A 23,707-nucleotide genomic window follows, 5' to 3' on the forward strand; every position below is an offset into this window, starting at 1 on the left:
CAACGGCTTGAACCATGCTGATTTTCTGGAAAACCTGACTGTCCCCTGACGGCTCACCCGGTCTTCAGAGCATCCTCCACGGCCAGCAGGATCAGCTTGCTGCTGGTGGTGGCCCCGCTGATTGTCTCCACATCGGACCGCTGCTCCCTGACCACTCTTTCCAGTACGCCCTCGGACAGCCGGGTATATAATTTTTCGGAATGTCCCATCGATAGGCAGTAGTCATTTTTGCGGAGTACGCGAAGATGCAAAAGCCGATTACAATTAGGCGGACTCAAGAAGAAACGCTAATCATTACCTGCGATTCGCCACAGCGTGGAGATTATGTGGAGAAGGTACTTGTTGCTATCTCTGAGTTTGAGGCCGAGTTTACAGATAGACCATTAGAGGCGAAGGGTTAACCGCCGATTCTTTCGTTGCAACCACTCGGTGCATAGGCGTTTTGATAATTTTGCAACAGGTCTTCCTCTTCGGCTTCTCTGTTTTGGAGTGAGGAATTAAGATGCACGTGGACATGTGTTGCGCCCTTTGAGGTTATGCAACTCCATTTGTGGTGGGAGGACCCAACCCGATCTTCCAAGTCGCCTTGGCCGATGTAAATTGGACTCCAAAGATTATCGACCAATTTTGTGAAGATATAATTGCCGTTTTGATTGGGGTCAAAGGTTTGTGGGAGAGAATGGACGTGATACGTATACGGCGTACCGCTTGCCCCATCCCAAGTACAAGTGTCTACGGCTGGCATAATCAACTCCTTCGGGGTTAATGGTTCTTTGAAATTGAATAAAAGCCGATAGGTGCAGGGACGATGGTTCAGCCCCTACCGCTTACGTTTAACGAAGAAATGGAAGAATTTAGCCCGTTTGGGATAAATTCGCTTCCCATTCTTCACGATGTAGTGGCAGAAGACCTCAATCCGGTCGTCACCTGGGCGAGTCTTCACACTCATCGCAAGCTCCTTTTGTTAAGTGAACGGTTTCCCAAATACCCGACCCCGGCTCCCCGGCTGGATGCCCATGCAGACACCCAACGGAGGAGGGGGTGGGGTAAAAGTTAACCGCCACTAACAGAAGCAAGCGAAAGGGGAGCCTCTCCTTCGGCACCTACCGGCGTTATAAACGAAAAGAGGAACAAAAAGCGTCCCGCCTATAATATGACAATAGTTTTGCAGATTGTCAACCAATTGCGTTACCGCCTGTCCCGCCGCCCGGGAGTACATCGCCGTTTCGCCCGCTCCCGGTCAGCCATTGCGTAATTCTCACGCGGGGCTTATTGTAAGCTCGCTGACCGAAAGGATATTTTAGCGATGTTCCACACTCGAAAAAATACCGGGAACTGCCTTCTGCCTCTTCTGGTCGTATTCCTGCTCGCGGAGGCAATCGCGGGATGCGCTCCGGACGGCGGACGGCGTGAACTCAGGTTCCTGGCCCTGACCGACACCCATATCGCCAGCGGCGGGGACCTGGGCCGCTTCCGCGATTTCCTGCACAGCGTGCGGGACCGTGATGTGGAGTTCGCGGTGGTGCTGGGCGATATCGTGGGCCACCAGCCCGAGTACCTGGAGGGTGTCCGTCAGGTGGCCGAGCGCGCGGAGCTGCCGGTCTACCTCCTGCCGGGCAACCACGACGACAACTACGCGCGCAACACCGAATGGTGGACCTCCGTTTTCCCCTCCCCCTACTACCGTTTCAGCCACGCCGGCTACCATTTTGTCATGAACTGGAGCCAGGACCGCGAGGGACCGCTCGGCTGGCTCGAGGCCGCGCTTGACTCGATCCCTCCCGGCGAACCGATCGTGTTCTGCCAGCACTATCCTCCCGGGTATTCCGGCGCACCGGACGAGGGACCCTGGCCGCTGCTGGCCGGGCGCAGCAGTGACCTGGTCGCCGCGCTCTCCGGGCACACGCACCGCAGGATGAGCGATACTGTCGGCACGATCCGCAGCGAGACCCTGGACAACTGCGCGATGGACCCGAGGCGCGAGGGACATTTCTACGAGATTACCCTGACCGGTAAGGATATTACGAAAATCGAGGCATTCCCGTTCAGCGAGCTGGCCCTCGGCTCCCCGGACAATGCTCCGCCCACCGTGGCTGTGGAAAACGACAGCGCGTATTTCGTGCTGGCCGGGCCGCTGGAAGTGCGCGGTACGGCTGCCGACGACGCCGGGCTGGCCGCCGTGGAGTGGCGGATTGATAACAGCGCCTGGCTGGCGGCCGAGGGGACCGGGGAGTGGTCAGTCCCGCTCGATCCCTCGCAACTCGCTCCCGGACACCATCTGCTGCGGCTGCGCAGCCGGGATGACGCCGGGATGAACTCGCTGGGCTTCGCCGCGGCCACGCTCTATGTCCCAGAGCCGGAGCCGGTCGGGAATACGGTTGTACTCAGCCAGGGCATAGCGGGTTACTCGGGCTGCACGGATATCACCGTAATGGGCCATGCCCCGGAAGCCAACAACGATGGCGGAGACCTGGACTGCTGGGTCTACGGCCCCGATGGCAGCCAGGAGTTCAGCGAGTTCTACATCCGGTTCGACCTGCGGGGTGCCCGCCCGGAGCCGGACGCGGAAGTCAGCAGCGTACGGCTGGAACTGTTCTGCAGCCGCCAGAACAGTATTTCGCCGGCGGACGGCGACGACCTCTACCGGACAGGACTCGCAGGCGGGCAGTGGAGCGAGGAGATCACTTTCCGCACCCGGCCCCCGCAACCCGGCTGGCTGGCTGCCGATGAGCGGGAAATCGAGCAGGAAACGGCCGAATGGCCGGTCCCGGCGGGCATGCAGGAAATCAGGCCCGAGGTCAAACTGGTGGTCGATCTCGACGGGTTCGCCGGAGACGTGGAGCGCTGGCTCGACAACCCGCGCGATAACCACGGCTGGGTGATCAGCCCCGTGCGGGAAGACTACAATATCTCGTTCCGTTCCAGGGAGTACTGGATCCCCTCGATGCGGCCCAGGCTGGTGATCGAGTTCGAGTAAAATCATCTCGCGGCAAAGCCGAATCCAGGATATTCCCATGCCTCATCTCGCCCTCGGACTGGATTCATCCACGCAGAGCCTGAGCGCCGCTGTAATCGATATCGAATCGCGCGGCCGGGTCTGCGAGATAACTCTGGACTACCTCGCCGACGAACGCCTGGGCGGGTTCGGGATCGGCGAGGACTACCTCCTGCCGCCGGAGGAGCCCGGCGACGCCCGCCAGCCCGTGGCCATCTATTTCGCCTCGCTGGACGCGCTGTGCGAGCGGCTGGCCGGGGAGCTGAAAAAACACGGCCTCTCGCCGGCCAATATCTCCGCGATCAATGTCTCCGGCCAACAGCACGGCCATGTCATGCTCAGCAGGCGGGCGGAGGATGTTTTCGGGCAGTTGAATGCGGACAGCCCACCGCGACAAACGCTGGCTGATATCCTCTCCCCGGCGCCGGCCGTAGCCTGGGCCAGAATCTGGCGGACCGCGAACACGGCGGCCGAGGCCGCTGCCGTGACCGAGCGCGCAGGCGGCCGAAAGCGGATAATCGAGCTTACGGGCAGCGACGCCCCGTTGCGCTTCAGCGCGTTCGGCATCCGTAAAACCGCGCTGGCTCACCCGGAAGCCTACGCCGATACCGCTATTATCCACCAGATCAGCAGCCTGATCCCCGCTGTGCTCACCGGCCAACTTTCGATTGCGCTCGACTGGGGCAACGCCTGCGGCAGTTCGCTGATGAATTACCGGGAAAAACAGTGGAGTCCCGACCTGCTGGCCGCCGTCGCAGCCGACCTGCCGGGGGGACCCGACGGCCTCCGGGAACGCCTGCCCGAACTTGCGTCCGCCCGGACCCGGGCGGGACGGGTCGCGCGCTACTTTACCGCCGGCTATGGCTTCGACCAGGAGTGTATCGTTGGAATCGGCTCCGGCGACAACCCGCAGACCAAGGTGCTGACCGGCGGGACTTTACTGAGCCTGGGCACAAGCTTCGTGATCATGGCCGCCGCCGGCAGCGCCGAAAGCGCAATCGACAGCCGTGGGTACGCCAACGCGATGTACGACGCCCTGGACAGGCCGTTCTGTTTCGGCTGCCGGACCAACGGCGCCCTGCGCTGGGACGGGGTCCGGGCCATGCACGGGCTGGGCAAACGCGATTACGCAGCGGCTGAATCAGCTCTGGCGGTTACTCCTGCCGGCAACAACGGCCGTCTGTTTATCTGGCGCACGGAAGCCGAGTCGTTCCCTGTGGCGCCGCCCGCGGGACCGCTGAGGATCGGCTATTCCGAGCCTGAGCTGGCAGCCGATTACAGCGGGATCGTGGAAAGCAGCCTGGCCGGCATGTATCTCAACTCCCGCCATATCATGTCCGGCGAAGGCGAGTTGTATCTCACCGGCGGGCCGTCAGCGAGCCTGCCTGTCCTGCGTCGCGCCGCGGCGATATTCGGGCGCAGGACGGTGGCGGTGGAATCCGGCGGCGCCGCCCTGGGCGCGGCGGCCACAGCCGCCTGCCTGTGGCTCGCCAAGCACGAGCCGGAATTCGATCCCGGAGCCTGGTGCAGCTCACTGCTGGAGCGCAGAGCGGTTGTCGAGCCGTCCCGCGAGGACATCCGGGCATTCCACGGGGACCAGGGAATGCTGCGGCGTTACCGGCAAAGCGAAGCGGACATTTCCTAAGCCCCTCTCTTCAGAAAACTCTCAAGCCCCAACGTTCCAACTCCGAGCATCCGGAAAAATTCCGGAACATTATTGAGAATGAGTTTTATTATAATTTAGTTAGCGGCCACAGTGTTTTCCGGAATGTCGTTTTGCGGACTCCGGTCCAATATCCTGGGGGAATTACTCAATGATGTGAGGTGTTGAATGGATAGCGAGAAACGGCGGGAGGATCCGAAAGACCTGCGTGAAACCGGAGGTCGCTGCGAGGACGATCTAAGCAGGCGCAGTTTTATCGGCGAATCGACAAAGCAGATTACGGTTTTCGCTTCGGCTGGTGCGCTGGCCGCACTGGCTGCTGCGTGCGGTGGAGGCGGCGGGCCCAGCCCCACCGCGCCGAACCCCACTGGGGGAGGAAACGACAACGGCGGGGGCAATGCAAGCGGTCTGGCTATCGACATCTCCCAGTCTCAATACAGCGCCCTGGCCAATGTCGGCGGAACAGTGTCGTTGAGCGGCACGTCGCTCTCGGGGCTGCCCTCCAACGGGATCTTCATCATTCGCAGCTCGCAGACTTCCGTGACCGTGCTCAGCCGAACCTGCACTCATCAGGGCTGCCAGGTGGGATCGTTCAATTCCGGCGGGATCGCCACCTGCCCTTGCCACGGCTCGCAGTACAATACGATGGGCTCGGTGGTGCAGGGACCGGCAACCGGCAGCCTGACAAGCTACAGCGCCACGCTGGAAGGCAACATTATCGAGATAAATATCTGAATATGGATGTGGGGACGATGGGTGGATTGATGGGAGCAAAGCCGGGACAAATGTCCCGGCTTTGCTGTTTTGAAATCGGTTCACTTCAGGCCGAGACCAGGTATTCCTCGATTTTCTCGCGCAGAGTTTTGAGGGTCCAGGCCCGCTTGCTGTCGTCCTGCTCCAGCAGGGTCATCCGGAAACCGGCGACATCGGTGTTGAACCCGGAGAGCGGCACGACACAGATCCCGGTGGCGGCCAGCAGATAGAGCATCAGCCTTTTGTCCGGCGTGGAGGTCCGGCTCTGCAGCGCCTCGTTCAATATCTGCCTGACTTCGGGATTTTCCACCTCCAGGCTCTGGCGCTCGTTCAGCACGCCCTCATCGAACGCAACCGGCGCGTAGAATGCGCCATCGGGACGGACCGCTTTCACAGCGTCGAGACCGCTGAACGCCTCGGCGAACTCCCTCGAGCGCTGCCCGTAGACCCGGCAGCGTTCCTCCAGATGACCGTCGTAGCGCCGATCGGCCATCACGCGGGGAATAGTCATCTGGGGCTGAGTAGTGGCGCAGACCTCCTGCATCTTGGCGTCGAACATGCACTGTACGAACCGCTTGAACTGAGGGGAGCCCGCGGTGTTGTAGCACTCCATCCAGCCGCAGCGCGAGCCGGGCCAGGGGTATTCCTTGCTGATCCCCTTCAGCGAGATCGCCGGGACTCCGCCGGCCACGCTCGAAAGCAGGGTACTTTTTCTGCCGTTAAAGGTGAGCCGGCAGTAAATCTCATCGGCGATCACGAACAGCCCGTACTCCCCGGCTATTTCCACCACGCCCCGCACGGCTTCTTCCGGCCAGACCGCTCCGGTGGGGTTGTCGGGGTTGATTATTGCGATCGCTGCGATATTCCCGTTATCCTTCACCTTCCGGCGGATTTCATCCAGGTCCGGCAGCCAGCCGCTGTCCGGGGTCATCCGGTACTGCACCGCCTCGGCGTTCAGCCCGGCGTGGAAACGCTCACGGCTGGAGTGGATGGGGTAGCAGGGCGACGGGGCCAGCACGCGGGCGTCCCTGTCCAGATAGCCGTAGAGCTTGTTGACCGCATCGGCCAGGCCGTTGTAGAAGAAAATATCGTCGGGTGAAACCTGCACGCCGCCGCTGGCGTTGTTCATCCGGGTCAGGAATTCCCGGGTTTCATCCATGCCCGCGCTCGGGCAGTAGCCCCAGCTTTTGTAATCGCTGACCACTTCCTGCATGTGCCCGATCAGCCAGTCCGGGACCCGCTCGCCCTTCGCAACCGGATCACCGATATTCTCCCAGGTTATATCCAGGCCGGCGGCCTGCATTTTTTTTGCGCTCTGGACTACGCCCCTGATCTCATAGATCAGCTCATCGGCCTGGGGGTGAACGATATTGCGACGCATTGTTTCCAGCTCCGTCCGAACCGCTGGTTTCCGACGGCCGGCCGGTTCTCCCCGGCCGCGGCTGCAAAGTAACTATTGTCAGTCAAGGGATTACAAGGAAAAGTTACTATTTCGGGATGGGTTCTGCAAGTGGATTGGCGGGCCACGCACCATGCCCGTCTCCGGGAGAATCGGTCCGGAGAGGGGCAGCACGGCTGCGGTTTCGCTGCTTCAGCTTAACGGGGACCCTCGACCTGCGGAGGCGGCGTGGATGCCGGTTCCAGCACCAGCGTGGAGGCCATCATATCGTGAAGCGCCTGGCTGCGTGGAGCCAGCAGGGCGATAAACAGGCCGAGAAAACAGGGCAGTATCGACAGCAGGCGCCCGAAACCCCGTCCCAGCCCCCTCCTCCAGCTCATCCTGCGGCCGTACTGGTCGGTGACGAAAATCCCGAACAGCATTTTACCCGGTGTAGCCTGGCGCAAGCTGGCCTCGAAAACCGCATGGTAGAGAGCGAAAATCACCACGACCAGCGGACCCGGGATATCGTGGGGTACGCCGCGCAGAAACCCCGGCAAATGATAGACTATCGAGTCGAACGCACCGCGCAGACCGATCCATTTTGTGATCCCGCCGATCATATCGAGCGGAAACCACAGCGCGCCCAGCGCGGCCTCCAGCAAACCGATCAGCATAAAAACAATCACCGTATCGACCAGCAGGGCCGCGAAGCGCTTGAGCAGCGAAGCGTACCGGGTCGCCAGCATCACTTGTTCTCCTGTTCGGGTTTGTCATCGCCGGGCAAGTTTTCCTCCGGTTGTCGATCGTTCGATTTTTCCGTGGTCTCTGTTGGCGGTTCCGCTGACGGGGCAGCTGCTTCCGGCTCAGCGGGCACGGCCACGCCATCTGGCTGAGGCGCGGGAATTCCTCCTGGTGGCACCGCCTGGGGCGGGGCCGTGTTTGCCTGCGGCGCGGGATAAGCCGGTTCCAGCACCAGGGTGCCTGCCATCATGTCGTGAAGGGTCTGGCTGCGGACGGTAAACAGGGCGATAATGTAGCCCAGCCAGCAGAAGATCTGGCTCAGCACCTTGCCCACCGTGCGTCCCAGGGAACGCGGAAAGCTGATCCGTCGCCCCAGCTCGTCGGTGACAAACATCCCCAGCATCATCTTGCCCGGCGTGGCCTGACGCGGACTGCTCTCGAACACCGCAAAATAGAACCAGTATATCAGCATGTGAATGAATATCCAGAAAACGATTGCCGCCACGGGCAGGCTGGCCAGCACGGCCCGGATAATATCTTCGGGGTCACCGTAGTAGGAGAAATGGTTGAAATTATGCAGCGACAGCCAGGCCAGAACACCGGTGCCGGCGGTAAGCAAGGCCAGCGGCAGGACAACCAGCGCGGCCAGGATGCTGGCCAGGATTATATCGACAATGTGGGCCACGAAGCGTTTCAGGAACGACGCGTACTGGGTGGGCAGCATCACTTGTTCTCCTGTTCAGAATCGTTCTCACCAGTAGGATTTTCTTCCGGCTTTGCTTCACCAGTGTTACTGTCCGCAGCCTGCGGTGATTCGGTTTCCGGCGGAGCCGGCGGCTGGGGACTTTCAGTAATTTCTACTGTATCAGTTTGCGGCGCGGAAATTCCTCCCGGTGGTGCCGCCTGGGGCGGGGCCGTGCTTGCCTGCGGCGCGGAATAGGCCGGTTCCAGCACCAGGGTGCCGGCGATCAGGTCGTGAAGGGTCTGGCTGCGCGGGGTGAACAGGGCCAGGACGTAGCCCAGCCACAGAATCAATTTGCTCAGAATTTTGGCCAGTGTACGCGCCAGGGCGCGCGGGAAAGATATCCTGCGTCCATGAATGTCTGTGACAAAAATGCCCAGCATCATCTTGCCCGGCGTGGCCTGGCGCGGGCTGCTCTCGAACACCGCAAAATACAGCCAGTACAGTACCGTGTGAAACAGAAACCACATCACCATGAGCGCCACGGGAATCGGGGTAAACGACCCGAACCAGGGTTCGAAAATACGCGGCAGCATGGCTTGCGGAACTCCGGACATGCCGCAATTCCAACCAAAGCTGAACAGGTTGTCGATCACTTCCTCATCAGCAACTATCAGGGCGAACGGAATCAGCACAAAAGCCGCCAGCAGAGCCGTGAATACCGTATCGATTACGAAGGCCGCAAAGCGTTTCAGGAACGAAGCGTATTTTGTGGGCATCATCAAGGTCCTCACAGCTAAAATTGAGGTCGCTTTCCCAGTTGTCTTCAGTATGTCCGACACGCCAGTCCCGTATCCGGTTCCAAAATTTACTCGCCTGTTACCGCTGCCATGGATGATAAGTTAATCTCTTTCCCGCCGGATTCAATTATTTGTTCAATCACCAGGAATTTTGCTCCGGAGCTGATTTTTTCAACTCCCTGGATTTGAGGAGAGCCAGACCCCGGCTTTTCTTCCCAATTCAGCGGCTGGTTGTTATTATTCACTCACCGTCAACCGTACCAGGAACATGGCATGCCGACCCTCAAACAGTTATTCGCCCTGGCTGCTGTCCTGCTGTGCCAGGCTGTTACAGCATTCGCCGCCCGGCCGTTCCCGGAAACAGTCTACGACTCGCTCAACCAGCGCTCGATATTCATTTTCAGCGACCAGCTCAGCAGCAGTCTCTCCGAGGGCGAGGCCCGGTTCGCCGCCACCCACTTCGTCGGCTGCCAGAAAATGACCCGGGCCGCTATCGACCGGATCCGCCAGTACAACGAAAATTTCATCCACATGCACTACAAGCTGGCTGTCACCGTGGATTCGATGGACATCTACTGGATGGTAATCGGCGGCGAGTGGGTCAGCAATAACTACCAGGAGGGCACCAACTGGTACACCGTGCGCCAGCACGCTGACTGGCCGCTCAAGAACGCCCAGGGGCAGATGGCTGTCCACGGCTCGCCCTACCGCCGGGTGATCATGGAACTGGACAACGAGGAGTTCCGCGACTGGTGGGTCAGCTCGTGTATCGAGGAGATGACCGCCAACGGGGCCGACGGGGTGTTCGCCGACACTTACACCGTGCCCGCGCTGTGGGGACGGACCAACTACCCCGAACTTTTCAATGACAGCGTCACCGTAACTCTGAGAGACTGGATCCCCAAGCTCAACGACTACGGGGCCTATGTCTATACGCGGCTCGATTCGGCAGGGTTCTATTTCTACCCGAATATCGACAACCTCCAGACCACCTGGGCCGACCCGGCAACCCACTACTGGACCGGCGACAGTATCCACGCGGCCATGCTGGAAAGCTGGGGCAACTGGTCGAACAGCACCGACGCGCAGAGCGCCATGCAGCAGGTGGCCAGGATCCAGAACAGCGGCAAGTTCCTCCACGCCGAGAGCTATTTCGGCCCCGGCCGCGGCCCGAACTTCGACCTGACCGACGCCCAGGCCAGGATGTGGCTGGCCGGGACTTACCTGCTCTGCAACCAGGGCAGGATGTACCTTTCGATGTACGGACCCAGCGAGAAAGGGCTCGGGATGACCGGCCGCGCGCTGTGGTTCCCGGTCTACGAGATCGATCTCGGTCCGTTCGAGAAAACCTGGAATTCCCTGGCCGAACAGGGTCTGCTGTGGAACAGCGTTTTCCGCCGCAATTATGAAAAAGGCTTCGTGCTGGTCAATGCCTCTGACGCCGCCCGCAGCGTGGACCTGGGGGGCACGTTCTGGCTGGCCGAGGACCCGGAGACGACCGATCAATACTGGGCCGACGGCAACGGGAACGAGGATGTCAGCCTGGCCTACCGGCCTGTCGCCAGTCTGGACATGCCCGCCTACAGCGCGGCGATCCTGCTCGACGAGGAACCCGCGTGCGTGCTGGAACCGCCCGGGGACTACGACGGCGACGGGGCGCTGGGGTTGCCGGACGTCATCGCCCTGCTGCGCGGCCTGAGTTCCGGGGCGGAGGACCCCTGTCTGGATTTCAACGGCGACGGCAGGCGGAGTATCCTGGACGTGGTCGATCTGCTGCTTAAAATCTCCCGGGATTGAGCCGGAAGGGGTTTTAGATGAAACTCGGCGTGCACGCTTATGTCTGGACCTCCGAGTGGAACGACAGCCGGCTCGGACTGATCGAGCGCTGCGGCCGGCTGGGCCTGGACCTGATCGAAATCCCCCTGATGCGGCTCGATCTCTGCAACCCCGACAAGATCAGGCGCGAGTGCGAGCGGGTGGGGATCGCTGTCTGCACTTCCACCGTGCTTAACGCCTCCACCGATCTGACCAGCGGCTCGGCGCGGGTGCGACAGGCGGGCACCGATTATCTCAAAGCGTGTGTCGAGGCCACCGCGCGGATGGGCGGAGACACGTTCAGCGGGGTGATCTACTCGGAGATCGGCAAGAAAAGCGATGAACGCCCCGGGGCGGCCGAGTGGAAACACAGCGCCGAGGGCCTCAAAGAGGTCTGCCGCTACGCACAAGAGTTCGAGATTACCGTCGGAATCGAGCCGGTCAACCGCTACGAGACATACCTGGTCAACACCTGCGAGCAGGCCCTCGAGCTGATCGGGATGATCGGCGAACCGAACGCGGCGGTGCATCTGGATACCTATCACATGAATATCGAAGAGAAAGATTTCTACGAAGCCACCAGGCTGGCGGGAGAACGCTTGTGCCACTACCACCTCTGCGAGAACGACCGCGGCGTGCCCGGTACCGGGCTGGTGGACTGGGACGGTATTTTCCGCGCGCTGGGCGAGATGAACTACAGCGGCAACGCGGCGCTCGAGTCGTTCGTGGATGTGTCGGACAACATGCGCGAGGCCACCTGCGTCTGGCGCGACCTGGCGCCTTCGGGGGATGTGCTCGTGGACGAGGGCGCCCGGCTGATCCGCGAACTGGCGCATAAGTACGGGCTGGCTTAACCTGAAAGCGTTTTTGATTTGACGAGTTTCGACACTGTAAAAAAATCCACCTGAACCAGCGAGGCCGCCGGATGAAATTCTCTACTCTGCTTGCGCTACTCTGCTTTGCCCTGTCTTTTATTCCGCCGCTCAGCGCCGGGACAGTCGATACCCGCGCGCCGGAGGGGCTGAACCTGCCCGCGGAGCCGGCGGCTGAGGCTGGATGGTCGCAACAGGACGGACAGTACGTGCTGGAGCCGAACCAGGAAGGTATCTTGACTATCCCCGCCTGGTTCGACAGCAACCGTCCCCCGCGCGGCGAGTGCGTGGTGCTGGAGGTGGAATTCCTGGATAACCTGGCTCATCCAGTCCGCGCCGAAATCTACAGCGCGCTCGGCACCCGCCAACCCTGGAGCGAACTTCACCGGTTCGGCGGCACGGGCGACAACCGGTGGAAAACCGCCCGCGTACCAGCTACCAGCGACTTTATCTGGCGCGACAAAACCAGCGGCCTGGTGCAATTCAAGCTGATCGCGGGCGACAGCGGCCTGAGATTGCGCTCGTTCAGGCTGGTTGCGCCGCAGACAGGCGATGAGCAGCGTTACAATGCCGAAACCCGCCAGTGGGTGGAACGGGAACAGCGCCGCGGCGAGATTGACCCGAGCTACTGGGAAAAAACCGAAGCTCCCGTGCTGACCGGCGATTGGGCCGGCTCTCCGCTGGTGCCATACGTCCGCAACTGGATGGACCTGGTAATGCCGGTCAGCGCGCCGCGCGCCGGAGAGGCCGGGGCCGCGCTCTCCACCCGAATGTTCACCAACGAGTTCCAGACGCTCCAGCTCGGGATTTACGCCAACGGACGGGATTTGAGCGGCGTGACAGTCGAAGTGGAGCCGGTCAGGGACGACGCCGGGAAGGTAGTCGCCACGGCCCGGGTGCGGGTGGCCCAGTACACGGTGGACAGAGGCTACACATATCCCGGCTTTTTCGTGGAGCCGTACCCGCAACTGCTCTGGCCCTCGTACGCGTTCGATATTCCCGCCGGACGGAGCCACCTGGTTTACTTCATCGTGCGTACCGAGGACAAGACCGCCAGACCGGGCAAGTATAAAACCATGGTTTCAGTAACGGCCGAAGGTGTCCCCGCGGAAAAAATTCCTTTGGAGGTGGAAATCCTGCCCCTGCGGCTGCTGAGCATGGACGAGGCCGGGATCCGGATGGGCGGCTGCACCACCAACCTGCTGCCCGAGTTCGAGCTGGATTTCCTCTCGGACTATAACCACAACATGATTAATATCTGGTATTCAGGCATCCGGCCCGAACTGAGCGGAAACGGCGACGGGTTCGAGCTCGATTTCACGGTGATGGACGACTGGATGGCCGCCAGCAGGCGCCAGGGGATCAACTACCATGTCTATTTCCTGGGCGGCAACCCGTACGGTTTCCCCCGCACGATGCACCTGCCGCGCACGCTGGCCAACACGGTGATGGGACTGGATGACAGCGGCTGGGCCGCGCTCAGCATGGCCGACCCGGACAATGTCCCCCCGCGGATAGCTCCGCTGATCACCGAGTGGGCGCGCAGGTTCGCCAGCCACGCCCGGCAGAACGACTGGCCCAACGTGATCCTCACGCCCTTCGATGAGCCGGCCAAGTGGCACCAGTACACGGCCGACAAGGGCATGCTCCATTTCATCAAACCCCAGTTCAATCAGCAGGTGGCCCTGCTCAAAGCCGGCGCGCCGGAGCTGGATATCTACGGCTCGATCCACCACTATTACGGCGGGATCGAGTTCCTGGAGAACGTGGACATCTTCTGTACCAACGCGGTGGAGGAAAACCACGACATGCCCGACGAGGTCCGCGACGGAGGCAAGGAACTATGGCAGTATTCGGGAATCGGCGGGATGGGTTTTCCGGCCGTGGCCCGTTATACGTTCGGCTACTATTTCGCATCACACGGCAGCGTTGGTTCTCTGTGCTGGGCCTACAACTGGACCGACCGCTTCGATCTCCTGGACGCTCCCAACTGGGCCTACGCCTGGAACACGCCGTTCGACGTAATCCCGGCGCCGTATTTCGAGGGCATGCGCGAGGCGTGGGACGAGCGCCGTCTGCTGGAAACGCTGAAAAAAACCGCCGATCGAAAAGGGGCGGATATCCACTGGTTCCTCAGCCGCCTGTTCGCCGAAATCCGGATGGCCCGCGGTCAGGGTGGCCGCAGCACGCTCAACGATTTCTGGGAACGAGCAAAAGACGAACAGATCATGGAAAAATGGCACAACCGGCTCGTGGATAAACTGCTCGACCTGAACGGACTTTAACCACCAGGCCGAGTTGACTCCGTTACACAGTACGGCTATCTTTTGCTTGCGGGATGATTATCATCGGCCGGCGGACAGCGGAACAGTTTGTCCCGGCGGCGGCCGTTACGAATCGAAGAGCAAACTGTGAACGAGGAGGTATGTGTTGGCCAAGATAGATATCGACCTGTTCAAGTTCGCCACCGGTTCGATCCTGGGCGCACCCGGCGAACTGGCCGGCGAGGATGCGGTCAATTACGTGGCGGTGCTGCTGGAGATTTCACGGGTAGGCGGCGTGAGCGTGGAGGAGCGGAAGTTCCAGTTCTTCGTGGAGCGCAACCTGGGTATCGAGGCCGAGGAGATCGAACAGGGCCGGGCGAAAGCCAAAGAGCACGAGGGTGCCCTGGCCGACCTGGTGAGCGGGATCAATGACCCGGAAATCCGCGTGCACCTGTTCCGCGACGCCTACCTGATGACCCTGGTGGGCGGTTTGGATAACGTGGAACTGCAGGTGATGGACCGGCTGGCCGGCGCACTGGGGCTGTCGAGGTCGCTGGCCAATAAGATATTCAAAATGGTGGATGATCTGGTGCAATTGCACAAGGATTTCCTGGACGTGCTGGAACAGGCGGGGATAGAGTAGCTGAATTCTGCCCGATACATGTTATTCGAAAGGCCGGGACTGCAAAAAATCCCGGCCTTTTTATTTTTCCAGGCTTTCCGGCAGAGTTTCCACGAACGCTTTTATCTCATCGCGCACACGCCGGAAGATTTTCAGTTCGTCTTCGCTTCCCTCGATCCCGAAACACTCGGTATAGGGGTCGTCAAACGGGACGTGAACAACATTTACCCCCTCCAGCGGCGGGCAAAGGCTGTGGGCCGTGGGGCAGAGCGTGACCATGCAGTCGTAGGGCCGGCGGCGCATCTCATCCAACGTGTTCGATACCTGTGAGGAGATATCCACCCCCGCCTCGGCCATCACCTGCTCGGCCCGGCCGGATAGCCCCGAGGCGACTATTCCCGCGCTCTCCGGCTCGATCAGCTCGCCGCGCAGGTGGCGCGTCCAGCCCTCGGCCATCTGGCTGCGGCAGGCGTTGCCGTAGCACAGAAACAGAATGCGGAGTTTATTAACAGGCACTTATAGATCCTTCCTCGATCATTTCAGTAGAACCAATTTGCCAAGCCGAATTTCAGTCCCGCTTCTCAGCCGATAGAAATAAACGCCGGATTTGAGCCACTCTCCAGCGTTGTCGCTGACATTCCATTGCATGGTAAGCGAACCCGGCTGGATATTTCCCGAATAGATTTTCCCTACTGTATTGCCTTCTCTATCAATCACGTCCAGAACGACTGCTTCGCCGAATCCTTCAGGTATGTTCATGGTGGGTGTCAAAGAAGGACTGAACGGATTAGGAAACGGCACTCCGAGCGAAAACAGACAGGGCACATCGTGCTCATCCCGCAGGCTCCGGGGAAAAGTCTCCGCCATAAACTCCTCCGGCTCCAGCGCCTCAGGCACGGCGCGCAGGCTGTTCAGCTCCAGGTACGGCCGTCCCGCAGCCAGCAGCCAGTCGTGGTCCGCGTTCTGGGCGACATTAAGTTGCAGGCCGGTCAAGGTCCGGTCGCCGTATTTGGGCAGGTAGAGCGAGAGCACCTCCCGCCTGTCCACGTAAATCCGGTGCACCGCCCCCTGCCGCACCCAGGCCAGGTGGGTCCATTTGCCGAGCTCAAAAATCCCCGGCAGGTCGGCGTTGCCGTCGCCGAACTCGTGGAAATGAAGGCCGAGCGAGCTGTCGGGGAACACCCGGGCCATCGGCCCGCCGCGCTCCCGTCCGCTCCAGGCGGAGTCAATCCGGCTGCCGTCGAACGCAAAATGCAGAATCGGCACGCCGCCCTCCGGCACCTCCACCAGCCGGAACCAGCACTCGATTGTCGCCGCGGAAGCCATCCGGAAATTGGGAACGCTCAACTGCCCGCCGGCGGCCACCCAGCTTTTACCACCACCGTCACGGGGCGAGTTTGTCGTCCACCAGCCGAACATGCTGTCGCCGAGTTCCACTGTCCCCAGCGGCCTGCCCCGCACGTCACGCAGCACCGGCCCGCCGCCGTTCTCCATCCCCACCACGAACGAGTCCACCGTTGCAGGTATTTCCAGCCCGGCAACGTCTTCCGCACTCCTTTCCAGCCGAAGCTCCTCCACCGCAATCCCCGCCGCGCCCGGCCCGCAGACAACCGGACGGCCATCCAGCGCTGCCAGCGTATCCTCGGCCTGAAAGACCGGGACCCCGTCCAGCCAGACTGTCACCAGGCTGCCCCGGCGGCTCATCCGGTACTCCCGCAGATCATGGATATCCAGGCCCACACCCTGGCCTCCCGCCGGGTTGGACAGCCACACCTCGCGGCCGCCGGCTATCCGCAAGAGTCCGTTACGGCTGCCGTTGGTGCGGCTGAACACGGCCAGCAGGCCGTTGGCGCTGTCCTCCATCACTCCGAACGCGATAGTGCGGTAATAAATCCGCCAGCTTAGCGTGCCATGCTCGTCAAGCGGGTAGCCCTCCGGGTTGAATCCCGCGCGGATCGTCAAGCTGAAATCTCTCTCGATTACCGCATCTTTCGGCGAAACATAGTATTTCAGCAACCCGGAAGTGGTGTCGCCGGGTGAGCGCTGGAGCAGCTTGCCTTCAGCCACGCTCCACAGGTCAATGCCGGCAAATTCCCAGGCCGCAGAATTATCTCCCCGCCAGGTTGCGGCGCGCAGCACTCCGAAAGTGATCAGTACATGAATAACGAGCACCGCGCAGACCGATTGTCTCGAAGGACTCGACATTGAATCTCCATTCACCATATTGAGAATGCATCTCACTCTTATTTACTTTATTTACCGTTTGAATTATATTGAGTTTGTCTGACAACTCTTTAATATAGACCTGGGCATTGTCTTGCGAAACAGCAGACATAATACCTAAAGAGCTTAGATTTAAGCTCCCACAAAATCAATTTCCGGTGCAACCGGAATTTCCAAGGAAGTAATGATGAAAAGTATTCTCAGACTAGCGCTCTTTGCCGCCATTTGGGCTTCCCCGGCCACGGCCGGGCAGATAATCACCGACCGGCCGGATTTCGCCGACGCCACAGTACCAGTTCCTGTTGGCATACTTCAGGTGGAAAGTGGTTACCTGTTCGGTAAAACCGCTGGTACGAACCAGCATACGTTGGGTCAGTTACTGGTCAAAACAGGGCTTTCGGAGCGCATGGAAATCCGCCTGGGGGTCAATTCTTATGAAAAAATCGACGGGACCGGGGGAGGTGTTTCGGGGTTCAGCGACGGTTCGCTGGGGATCAAGCTTCGTCTTCTGGAAGGGCATGAAGAAACCGGCCCGGGCTCGTTTAATCTGGCTACGATCCTGTTTACCGGCCTGCCAAGCGGCGGCAAGGATTTGCGCGCAACTCATCTTGCGCCCGGAGTCATGCTTACAGCGGATATGGCGCTCAATTCGGTATGGACCTGGGCGCCATTTGTCCAGTACGATTATACTGAAGACGGGCTGGGGCAATACAACGAATTCAGCGCCGGGTTTTCAGTAATCCGGCCCCTCGGCGATTCAACCGGCTGGTATCTCGAGTACTACATCACTCTGGCCGAAAACGGCTATCGCGAGCACAAGAATTTTCTCGGCAGTGGCTTCACGTATCTTGTTTCCGATGAACTGCAACTTGACTTTTACGGAGGCACGGCGCTCAATGGAGATACGCCCGATTATTTTATCGGCGCAGGGTTATCCTTCATGTTATCGTTGGGTAAATGAGAAAGAACCGGCATTCGTTTCATAACCTCGGCAAACTACTTACCGACTGTAACCCCACCAGTCTCGTATGTATTCCATTTTCGTCCACAATGAGTAAATCTCTGCCAGGGGGAAGGGTTTCAAACCCTCCCTCCGGGGGCAACAGTCAAAAGATGAGCTTGAGGCGAGGCAAAGAGTATTTTATCCATCCGGCCGGAGTTCATCGCTCCGCGCTGGTGTCCGGACTGCGGCTTGGATGCACGTTCTGAGCAGGGTCCGGCTGCGGCTGGAAATCGGGCTTACTGCTTGACAGGCAACCCTCTGACTGGTATTTTCAACAGTTAAAGCAGCGCCATGCGAAAGTGGCGGAACTGGAAGACGCGCAGGATTTAGGATCCTGTGGGGCGACCCGTGGGGGTTCGAGTCCCCCCTTTCGCACCAAATTGACCGGCAAACGAAACACCATAGAAGGGATGTGTAATTTGACCGAAGTAGCGGACCTGAAAGTTGAAGTGACCGAAAGCGGTCCGTGCGAACGCACGATCAATATCACGGTGGCGGCCGAGGTTGTTAAGTCCGAGCGGGAAAAGCTGGTCGGACAGTTCCGTAAGGAATCCAAAATCAAGGGGTTCCGTCCCGGCAAGGCTCCGCGCAGGATGGTTGAATCGACATACGCCGACTCGATCCGCGAGGAACTCCTCCAGAACGTCGTCTCCGAAAGTTTCCAGCAGGCGCTTCAGGAGAAAGAAATGTCCCCGCTGGACCGGCCGATGTTTGATGATGTCGACCTGGCCGACGATTTAAGTCTCAAGTACACCGCCCGCTTCGAGGTCTCCCCCGAAATCGAACTGAAAAAGTACAAGGGCTTCAAGATCGAGAAAAAAATCCAACAGGTTACGGACGAAGATATCGATAAAACTATAGAGGACTTTCGCGACCAGCAGGCCCATTTCGAGCCCAAGGAAGGCGCCGCCGAGAAGGGCGACTACCTTCTGCTCGATTTCCGCGTGGTTGACGAGGACGGCGAGACCAGCGACGAGGGGCGTCGCACCAACCAGTTGGTGATGGCCGGCCTCGAGGACGAGCTGGCGCTTTTCAGCCACGCCCTGGTTGGCCTGGGCGAGGGAAACAACCAGAAAATCGAGGTCGATTTCCCCGGGGACTACCCGGACGAGACGCTCAAGGACCGCAAGGTGATCTACATGGTGGATGTCAAGGGTGTGCGGCAGAAAAAGCTGCCCGAGCTTGACGACGATTTCGCCAGACAGGCGGCCCAGCTCGACACAGTGGACGAACTGCGCAAGATGGTGCGCGAGAGGCTCGAGGACGAGATCAACCGCCGCGCGGACCGGGACGTGGAAGAGCAGTTGTTCCGCCGGATTATCGAGGACAACCAGTTCGATGTGCCGCCATCGCTGGTGGATGCGACTATCCGTCAGCAGCTCGCCAATATCCGTCAGCAGGGCCGCGACGTGAACGAGGAGGAATTCGTTCTCGCCATGCGCCCGGCAGCCGAGTTCAGCGTCAGGCGCGAGTACGTGATCAACGAGGTGTCAAAGGCTGAGAAAGTCGAAGTTTCCGATGAGGACGTGACCGCAAGGATCGGGCGGTTCGCCGAGCAGATGGACCGGCCGAAGGAGGATATCCAGCAGGATTTTCGCAGCCGTGAGGCGATGAGCCGGTTGCAGTCGATGATCCTGGTGGACAAGGTTGTGGACTTCCTCAAGGAAAACAATAGTATCAGGGCTGTGGAAGACTAAGTGCGAGTGAAAGGAGATAAGGCAATGACTCTGATTCCGATGGTCATCGAAAAGAGCGGCAACGTGGAGCGCTCCTACGATATCTATTCCCGGCTGCTCAAGGACAGGATTGTTTTTATCGGCACCCAGCTCGACGACCAGGTGGCCAACCTGGTGGTGGCACAGCTGCTGTTCCTGGAAGCCGAGGAGGCCGAAAAAGATATTTTCCTTTACATCAACAGCCCCGGTGGAGTAGTATCTAGTGGGCTGGCGATTTACGACACGATGCGTTTTATCAAGCCCGAGGTCAGCACGATGTGTGTCGGGCAGGCCGCCAGCATGAGCGCGTTCCTGCTTTCCGGCGGGGAAAAGGGCAAGCGTTACTGCCTGCCCCACGCGCGGGTGATGATCCACCAGCCGATGGGCGGCACCCAGGGACAGGCCTCGGACCTGGAAATCTACACCAAGGAAATGATCAAAACCAAGAAGCTGATCAACGAGATCCTGGCCGAAAATACTGGTCAGGACCTCAAGAAAGTCGAAAAGGACACGGACAGGGACTTTTTCATGACCGCGCAGGAAGCGAAAGACTACGGCCTGGTCGACGAGATAATCGAGCATCATTAAATTCAACTTGATAAGAGCTTGAGATGAAAGATCGCAGCGGCAGCGGAGGCGGCAACGGACCTGTCAAGGGCGGCTTGTTCTGCTCTTTCTGCGATAAAAGCCAGAAGCAGGTGCGCAAGCTGATCAGCGGACCCAACGTGTTTATCTGCGACGAGTGCATCCGGCTGTGCAACGATATCATGATCGAGGACGAGAGCCGCCGCAGCCAGGACGGGACCCGCAAGCTGCTGGCTCCCCGCGAGATCAAGGATTTCCTCGACCAGTACGTGATCGGCCAGGAACAGGCCAAGAAAACTCTCTCGGTTGCGGTCTACAACCACTACAAGCGCACCGAGAACGAGCCGAACACCAACGACGTCGAGATCGAGAAAAGCAACATCCTGCTGATCGGCCCCACCGGTGTCGGCAAGACCCTGCTGGCCCAGACCCTGGCCCGGCTGCTGAACGTCCCGTTCGCGATTGCCGACGCCACCACGCTGACCGAGGCCGGCTATGTGGGCGAGGACGTCGAAAATATCCTGGTCCGCCTGCTCCAGGCCTCCGACTACAATGTCCGCGAGGCTGAGCACGGGATAATCTATATCGACGAGCTGGACAAGATCTCGCGCAAGAGCGACAACCCGTCGATCACCCGCGATGTCAGCGGAGAGGGTGTCCAGCAGGCGCTGCTCAAAATCCTGGAGGGGACGGTAGCCAGCGTACCGCCCCAGGGCGGGCGCAAGCACCCCCAGCAGGAATACATCCAGATCAACACCAGGCATATCCTGTTTATCTGCGGCGGCGCGTTCGAGGGGTTGGAGAAGATTGTCCAGCGGCGCACCGGCCAGCAGGCGATCGGGTTCGGCACCACGCTCAGGAAAGCCGCCTCCAAGCAGGACCAGAAGTACGAACTGTTCAACCAGATAGAGCCCGAGGACCTGATCCACTACGGGCTGATCCCGGAACTGGTGGGCCGCCTGCCGGTATCCACCGCCCTCTGCGATCTCGACCGCGATTCGCTGATCAGAATCCTCCAGGAGCCCAAAAATGCGCTGGTCAAACAGTTCATGCGCATGTTCGAACTCGAGCAAGTGGAACTCAAGTTCGAGGATGACGCTTTGGAAGCAATCGCCGACACCTCGATCAAGCGCGGCAGCGGAGCCCGCGGCCTTCGCGCCGTGATGGAAGAGGTGCTGATGGAGTTGATGTTCGAGATCCCATCGCGCAAGGACGTCGAAGAAGTGGTGATCACTCGCAAAGCGGTCGAGCAGAAACAGGAGCCGCTGTTGATGCTCAAGGGCAAGGCCGACAAGAAACAAGCCTGAACCCTAGCGCCGGTTACGACGCCGGCAAACCCTTATCCCGGTGTAGCGCATGATGTTTCCATCGCTGAAAGCAACCCGTCCCGCGGCCGCCACAGCGGCGCTGATACTGGCAATGGCTTTGGCCGCCGGCTGCGGCTCCATCCCCGAAACACACTACTACACGATCGGCAGGATAATCCCCCGGGCCCCCACTTCGTCAAGTAAGCTGGATATCACGGTCGGGGTGGCACGCTTCGAGGCCGACGGGATTTACGAGCGCGACAACCTGCTCTACCGCAGGGGTTCCTACGAGATCGCGGTGGACTACTACCGCCGCTGGGGCATGCCGCCCCAGACCATGCTGGCCGAGGCCACTATCGAGTACGTCCGCGCTGCGGGCCTGTTCGATTCCGTCCTGCGCATGCCGACCATGTCCGCCTGTGACGCGATCCTCACCGGACGGATTCTCCGCTTCGAGGAAACCGGCAGCGAGGTCCAGGTGGCGCTCGAATTCACCCTGCAGAGCACCCACGGCAATAAAATTCTCTGGCAGGGCGAAGTCTCTTCCTCGGCCCCGGTTACCGTGGCCGCCTCGCCCGAGGCCCGCATCTCAGCCACCGAGGCCCGCATCTCGGCCACCGAGGCCTGTCTCGCCGACTGCCTGGGCAGCCTGATTTCCTCCCTGTCCTCGGCCGACCTGGCCCTGTACTGACCATGATCGGCGTATTCGACTCCGGCGTGGGCGGACTGGCGATATTGCGCGAGATCGAGAAACGGCTCCCCCGCGCCGATATCACCTACCTCGCCGACACCGAGGCGTTCCCCTACGGCAGCAAGTCCCCCGAGTTCGTTACCGAGCGCTGCACCAAAATCACCCGTCTGCTGATCGAGCGCGGCGCGCAAGTGATCGTTCTCGCCTGCAACACGGCCACCGTGGTGGCGATCGAGCACTTGAGAAAAACGTTCGAGGTCCCGTTCGTGGGCGTGGAACCGGCGGTGAAAGTAGCCGCCGGTGGCGCAAATCCCGGCCCGATCTACGTGCTGATGACCGCCAACACCGCCGCCGGGGGAAAATACGCGGCCCTAGTGGAGCGCCATGCCGGGGGGCGGACCGTGCGCCCGGTGGTGATCGGGATGCTGGCCGCCGTGGTGGAGGACGGCTCTTTTAGACAAGAGGAAGTGGCGGCTGAAATCCGGCGGCAGGTGAGAGCCGAGTTGGGAGACCTTCCCCCCGGCAGCCTGCTGGTGCTGGGCTGCACGCACTATATTTTTCTTAAAGAACTGTTGCAGGAAACCCTGGGCGAGGGAGTTGAAATCCTGGAGCCGAGTAAGGCGGTGGCGAAGCAGGTGGAGAAAGTTTCCGCTAATTCGCTGAGTTCGCGCGAAACCAGTGGGGAATGTAAAATCACATTGTTTTTTACAAGCAGAAGCCGGATCCCGCGATGGATGATTGCATCACAATCAGTGCGCAATGTCACCCAAGCGCAAATTTTTATATAAGCCTGGGTATATCACACCGTCAATTAAAATAATAAGCTTCTATCCCTGCATCAGTTCTGTTTTCCGGCAAGGGACTACCAGAATTATAATAGTTTATCCACGCCAAATAGTTTAGCCCAACTGATTGCCACAGTGAGGACGAATATTTATCCTTAAACTCAGAGATGGCTTCTCTCGCTTCATCCCATTTTTTCGATTTCATTAACGATGCAGCCCGGAAAACGCAGGATCTTTCTGTGTATTTACTGTCAGGAAACCGATTTATAAGCCTGGCATAGGTTTTCTCGGCTTTCGCAAACCTGCCGACTAGTTGGTAACATCTAGCTCGATAATACAACCGTGTGTCTGGCAGGCTTAAATCGAATAAATCCCAAGCCTGCTCTTTGGACACACTCAGGTAAGCGTCCTGGTAAAGATTGAAATAAACATTTCCCCCAATCAGGTGGTAAAATTTTACTGCTTTCCTAATCATCTTCCTCCAGTTATCGACCTGCATAGTTCGTGGATAAGTCAATTTTGCAGGCAAATCATGTTGAAAATAATCCATATACTTCCGACCGGTCTTTTTGTTATAGTTTATTGCCGCCAATGAACGAAAACTTTTGTTTTTAGTATACAAATCATTATATCCAGCAACTTTGCTCGATTCATTTTTGAATATTATCCCGTTTAAAGGGTCATATATCATACCAATCAAAGGTCTTTTGTCGTCGAATTTATTATCAATTAGTCAGTACTGTCCGGTTAAAATTTGAGGGACAGAGCTAATTGAGGTTGATTGGGTTTCAGTAATTTAAGTTTTTCGAA

Annotated in this window: 21 protein-coding genes and 1 tRNA gene; 14 read left to right on the forward strand and 8 right to left on the reverse strand. The window is 59.4% G+C overall.

Annotated features, from left to right (window positions below; translation table 11 throughout):
• Positions 1–53: 53 nt before the first annotated feature.
• Complete coding sequence (locus tag FVQ81_15365) at positions 54–209, reverse strand: FMN-binding protein (GenBank protein MBW7997915.1); 156 nt, start codon at positions 207–209, stop codon at positions 54–56.
• Between the two features lie 1,097 nt (positions 210–1,306).
• Here FVQ81_15365 and FVQ81_15370 point away from each other — a divergent pair.
• From FVQ81_15370 to FVQ81_15380, 3 genes are all read left to right on the forward strand, one after another.
• The gene (locus tag FVQ81_15370) at positions 1,307–2,977 is read left to right on the forward strand and encodes a DNRLRE domain-containing protein (GenBank protein MBW7997916.1); all 1,671 of its coding nucleotides are present in this window, start codon (positions 1,307–1,309) and stop codon (positions 2,975–2,977) included.
• 37 nt (positions 2,978–3,014) lie between these two features.
• Positions 3,015–4,640: a xylulose kinase gene (locus tag FVQ81_15375; protein ID MBW7997917.1), complete on the forward strand. Its 1,626-nt coding sequence runs from the start codon at positions 3,015–3,017 to the stop codon at positions 4,638–4,640.
• A 186-nt stretch (positions 4,641–4,826) separates the two neighbouring features.
• On the forward strand, positions 4,827–5,393 hold the full coding sequence (locus FVQ81_15380) for a Rieske (2Fe-2S) protein (protein ID MBW7997918.1): 567 nt from the start codon (positions 4,827–4,829) through the stop codon (positions 5,391–5,393).
• Between the two features lie 85 nt (positions 5,394–5,478).
• On the opposite strand, the gene FVQ81_15385 is transcribed toward FVQ81_15380, so the two are convergent.
• The 4 genes from FVQ81_15385 to FVQ81_15400 form a co-directional block, all read right to left on the reverse strand.
• Positions 5,479–6,792: a pyridoxal phosphate-dependent aminotransferase gene (locus tag FVQ81_15385; GenBank protein ID MBW7997919.1), complete on the reverse strand. Its 1,314-nt coding sequence runs from the start codon at positions 6,790–6,792 to the stop codon at positions 5,479–5,481.
• Positions 6,793–7,007: 215 nt separating this feature from the next.
• On the reverse strand, positions 7,008–7,538 hold the full coding sequence (locus tag FVQ81_15390) for an RDD family protein (protein ID MBW7997920.1): 531 nt from the start codon (positions 7,536–7,538) through the stop codon (positions 7,008–7,010).
• Positions 7,538–8,257: an RDD family protein gene (locus FVQ81_15395; GenBank protein ID MBW7997921.1), complete on the reverse strand. Its 720-nt coding sequence runs from the start codon at positions 8,255–8,257 to the stop codon at positions 7,538–7,540. The genes FVQ81_15390 and FVQ81_15395 overlap by 1 nt, the downstream gene beginning before the upstream one ends.
• Positions 8,257–8,997 (reverse strand): hypothetical protein, encoded by a 741-nt coding sequence (locus FVQ81_15400; GenBank protein MBW7997922.1) that lies wholly within the window; start codon positions 8,995–8,997, stop codon positions 8,257–8,259. Before FVQ81_15400 ends, FVQ81_15395 begins: the two co-directional genes overlap by 1 nt.
• A gap of 291 nt (positions 8,998–9,288) precedes the next feature.
• On the opposite strand from FVQ81_15400, the gene FVQ81_15405 reads away from it, so the two are divergent.
• From FVQ81_15405 to FVQ81_15420, 4 genes are all read left to right on the forward strand, one after another.
• On the forward strand, positions 9,289–10,812 hold the full coding sequence (locus FVQ81_15405; protein MBW7997923.1) for a hypothetical protein: 1,524 nt from the start codon (positions 9,289–9,291) through the stop codon (positions 10,810–10,812).
• Between the two features lie 17 nt (positions 10,813–10,829).
• On the forward strand, positions 10,830–11,684 hold the full coding sequence (locus FVQ81_15410; GenBank protein MBW7997924.1) for a sugar phosphate isomerase/epimerase: 855 nt from the start codon (positions 10,830–10,832) through the stop codon (positions 11,682–11,684).
• A 71-nt stretch (positions 11,685–11,755) separates the two neighbouring features.
• Positions 11,756–13,987, forward strand: a complete 2,232-nt coding sequence (locus FVQ81_15415) for a hypothetical protein (GenBank protein MBW7997925.1) — start codon at positions 11,756–11,758, stop codon at positions 13,985–13,987.
• Between the two features lie 145 nt (positions 13,988–14,132).
• Positions 14,133–14,609, forward strand: a complete 477-nt coding sequence (locus tag FVQ81_15420) for a hypothetical protein (protein ID MBW7997926.1) — start codon at positions 14,133–14,135, stop codon at positions 14,607–14,609.
• A gap of 60 nt (positions 14,610–14,669) precedes the next feature.
• Here the strand turns inward: FVQ81_15420 and FVQ81_15425 are convergent, their stop codons facing one another.
• Together FVQ81_15425 and FVQ81_15430 are read right to left on the reverse strand one after the other, a co-directional pair.
• Entirely contained in the window at positions 14,670–15,104 is a 435-nt protein-coding gene (locus FVQ81_15425) for an arsenate reductase ArsC (protein MBW7997927.1), read from the reverse strand.
• A gap of 18 nt (positions 15,105–15,122) precedes the next feature.
• Positions 15,123–16,793 carry a hypothetical protein gene (locus FVQ81_15430; protein MBW7997928.1) on the reverse strand — a complete coding sequence of 557 codons (1,671 nt, stop codon included), beginning with the start codon at positions 16,791–16,793 and terminating at the stop codon, positions 15,123–15,125.
• Positions 16,794–16,995: 202 nt separating this feature from the next.
• Here FVQ81_15430 and FVQ81_15435 point away from each other — a divergent pair, with 202 nt between their 5' ends.
• From FVQ81_15435 to murI, 7 genes are all read left to right on the forward strand, one after another.
• Positions 16,996–17,772 (forward strand): transporter, encoded by a 777-nt coding sequence (locus tag FVQ81_15435; GenBank protein MBW7997929.1) that lies wholly within the window; start codon positions 16,996–16,998, stop codon positions 17,770–17,772.
• Between the two features lie 335 nt (positions 17,773–18,107).
• Positions 18,108–18,192 (forward strand) — tRNA-Leu (locus tag FVQ81_15440).
• Between the two features lie 32 nt (positions 18,193–18,224).
• Entirely contained in the window at positions 18,225–19,511 is a 1,287-nt protein-coding gene (gene tig, locus FVQ81_15445) for a trigger factor (GenBank protein ID MBW7997930.1), read from the forward strand.
• 24 nt (positions 19,512–19,535) lie between these two features.
• Positions 19,536–20,117 carry an ATP-dependent Clp endopeptidase proteolytic subunit ClpP gene (clpP, locus tag FVQ81_15450; GenBank protein MBW7997931.1) on the forward strand — a complete coding sequence of 194 codons (582 nt, stop codon included), beginning with the start codon at positions 19,536–19,538 and terminating at the stop codon, positions 20,115–20,117.
• Positions 20,118–20,140: 23 nt separating this feature from the next.
• The gene (clpX, locus tag FVQ81_15455) at positions 20,141–21,421 is read left to right on the forward strand and encodes an ATP-dependent Clp protease ATP-binding subunit ClpX (protein ID MBW7997932.1); all 1,281 of its coding nucleotides are present in this window, start codon (positions 20,141–20,143) and stop codon (positions 21,419–21,421) included.
• A 49-nt stretch (positions 21,422–21,470) separates the two neighbouring features.
• Complete coding sequence (locus tag FVQ81_15460) at positions 21,471–22,112, forward strand: hypothetical protein (GenBank protein MBW7997933.1); 642 nt, start codon at positions 21,471–21,473, stop codon at positions 22,110–22,112.
• A 2-nt stretch (positions 22,113–22,114) separates the two neighbouring features.
• Entirely contained in the window at positions 22,115–22,900 is a 786-nt protein-coding gene (gene murI / locus FVQ81_15465) for a glutamate racemase (protein ID MBW7997934.1), read from the forward strand.
• Between the two features lie 19 nt (positions 22,901–22,919).
• Here murI and FVQ81_15470 read toward each other — a convergent pair whose 3' ends face one another.
• The gene (locus FVQ81_15470; protein ID MBW7997935.1) at positions 22,920–23,597 is read right to left on the reverse strand and encodes a tetratricopeptide repeat protein; all 678 of its coding nucleotides are present in this window, start codon (positions 23,595–23,597) and stop codon (positions 22,920–22,922) included.
• Positions 23,598–23,707: the final 110 nt, after the last annotated feature.

The organism is Candidatus Glassbacteria bacterium (assembly GCA_019456185.1).
Lineage (GTDB): Bacteria > Gemmatimonadota > Glassbacteria > GWA2-58-10 > GWA2-58-10 > JAJRTS01.